The following is a 2693-nucleotide window of genomic DNA, read 5'->3' on the forward strand; positions in this document are numbered from 1 at the left end:
TGGGATATATCTGAAGGACACGCATGTGGTACTTAATGCAATTGCAGCATTTGGCATTACTTTTGTGCCAAATGTCCTCACCCGTAAATATTATATCTCACTTGATCCCAGCCTGACATTGTGGATCACTCTTGCCGTTTTCCTGGATGCACTTGGGACTTTGTCCTTCTATGAAACGGTCGCAAGATGGGACCACCTCACCCATGCACTTTCTGCAAGTGTCATTGCAGCTGCAGGATATGTTATCATAAGGGCCATTGATATCTACACAGATGATCTATACATACCCCCCAGATTCATGTTCGTCTTCATCCTTCTTTTTGTCCTCGCAGCAGGTGTGATATGGGAGATCCTGGAATTCCTTACAGATGAGATGGTAGTTAAGTTTGAAATGGAGGCATTTTTAACACAGCATGGTATCAGTGATACAATGCGGGATATGTTATTCGATCTGCTTGGTGCCCTTGCTGTGGCTGCATGGGGGACTGCTTACCTTTCGGACATATCCTATCGGATCGCAAGAAGAATAGAATCTTTTTCTGCCTCAAGGAATGAAAAGTAATTTCAGACCGGACTTCTATCGAGAGCCTATTCTGACATCCTTATATGCTTCCGGAGCATTACATGTACCATGGCAAGCTACAAGGTAATGGTAAAGGATGTCATCAGAAAGGCCGATGTCCTGCTTGAGGTGGTAGATGCCCGCTTTCCGGATGAGACCAGGAACAGCGAGGTCGAAGCTGAAATAGTACGCGCCGGCAAACCTTTCATCATTGTCATGAGCAAATGCGATCTCGTGTCTCAGGAAACCCTTGAGAGAACAAAATCCCGCCTGTCGAAAACCGCACCCACGGTATTCGTATCCAGCAAAGAGAGATTCGGCACAACGATGCTCAGGCACAGGATCCTTGAACTTGCCGATATTAAAGACCGGGACATCCTTGTAGGCAGCCTTGGATATCCCAACACCGGGAAATCTTCGGTCATCAATGGCGTGGCAGGAAGGCACAGAGCCAGCACTTCTTCCATTTCGGGTCATACTAAAGGTGTTCAGCTGGTAAATGCAGGTTCACGGATCAAGTTCATCGATACCCCGGGAGTGATACCTTTTGACGAGCATGACGAATACATGCAGGGGATGCTTGGCATAAAGGACGCCACCCATCTGAAAGACCCCATAGGGGTAGCTTTGAAGATCATAGAGAAAATGTGTGCAGAGAACAAAACTGCCCTGGAAGCCTTCTATAAGGTGACCATCGAGAACCAGGACTCTTACGATGTGCTTGAACTAATTGGCAGGCAGACGAACTGCCTCAAAAAGAAAGGCGAGGTAGACGATACACGGGTAGGCATACGTATCGTTAACGACTGGCAGCGGGGATTGCTGCTGGTGTAGAGAAAAAGGATATTTTAATACTTTGAGCAGATTTCTATATTCCCCATTTTAACTTAACTATTTTCAATATTCATCATTTACATTTCTTCCTTCCTGAAACCGAATTGACCATAATCCACAAGAAAAGTTTATCTGTATTGCGTCTCAACGCTTATTTTATCTGCTGCGTAGAGGGGATATCATCAGAAAGGAACTGAAATGGATACTAATGGCTTTCATTATGCTAGTGATGCTGGGTGTCCTGTTCGGAGAACCGGAGGAACGCCCGCCCATATATGCGGATCAGCCTTCAAACAATACTACTCTGAATGAGAGCACGTCTGAAAATCAGGATCTTTTGCCTGAACATATCTCATCTGACCCTCAAAGAGATAACCTTACGGTCCACTTCATAGATGTGGGACAGGGAGACTCCATTCTTGTTGAATATGCCAATGAAACAATGCTGGTAGATGCCGGTGAAAGAGATAAAGGTGTCAACGTTTCGGCATTCCTTAGGGAACAGGGGATATCCAGCCTTGATTATGTAGTAGCGACCCATCCGCATGCAGATCACATCGGAGGCCTGCTGACAATACTTAATGAATATCCTGTAGGCGAGTTCGTAGACTCGGGATACCCTCACACTACGCAGACATACGAAGACATGCTTGCTATCATTGAAAATAAGAGCATTCCTTTCCATGTGGCAAAACGGGGAGAAGCGCTGGACTTTGCTCCCGGCATACAGGTACAGGTACTGAATCCGCAGAAGAAGCACTCCGTAGAGATCAACGAGAATTCCATAGTTCTCAGGATCATAGACAATAATGTCTCATTCCTGCTCATGGCAGATGCTGGCCTTGAAACTGAAGAAAGCATAATGTATGAAGGCTATTATGTGGATTCCGATATCCTCAAGGTGGGCCATCATGCAAGCACTTCAGCTTCAGGGGCGAGCTTCATCGCAGAAGTGAATCCGGACATCAGTATTATCGAAGTGGGTGCAGATAATGACTATGGATATCCACATGCAGAGGTTCTGGAAAGATTGCAGAACGTATCCACCGTCTACAGAACAGATCATCACGGCACCATAACAGTCACAACCGATGGCTTAACCTACACAGTGATCACTGAAAGGCCCCTTTCGGATCAGAACAGCATAAAGAATGCGAGCTCTTCACTTTTCCCTGTCATTAAAGCGGGAAAGTGAGGTCAAATACATACATCCTTCTTTAATGAAAGCAATGGAAAGACCTCTGACTTACCGGAGAGACTGAATTGAACTTCAAGGCTACCCTGGACAGGATTGAAA

Annotated in this window: 3 protein-coding genes; all 3 read left to right on the forward strand. The window is 45.7% G+C overall.

The features are described from left to right. The coding region (locus AB7U21_RS11690; RefSeq protein ID WP_428389246.1) for a DUF2238 domain-containing protein at positions 1 to 562 on the forward strand (562 nt) is incomplete at its 5' end. Between the two features lie 69 nt (positions 563 to 631). Continuing rightward, positions 632 to 1396: a GTPase gene (locus tag AB7U21_RS11695; RefSeq protein WP_333787779.1), complete on the forward strand. Its 765-nt coding sequence runs from the start codon at positions 632 to 634 to the stop codon at positions 1394 to 1396. A 220-nt stretch (positions 1397 to 1616) separates the two neighbouring features. Then, the gene (locus AB7U21_RS11700) at positions 1617 to 2591 is read left to right on the forward strand and encodes a ComEC/Rec2 family competence protein (RefSeq protein WP_428389249.1); all 975 of its coding nucleotides are present in this window, start codon (positions 1617 to 1619) and stop codon (positions 2589 to 2591) included. Positions 2592 to 2693: the final 102 nt, after the last annotated feature.

The organism is Methanomethylovorans sp., from assembly GCF_050177135.1.
In the GTDB taxonomy this organism is placed as follows: domain Archaea; phylum Halobacteriota; class Methanosarcinia; order Methanosarcinales; family Methanosarcinaceae; genus Methanomethylovorans.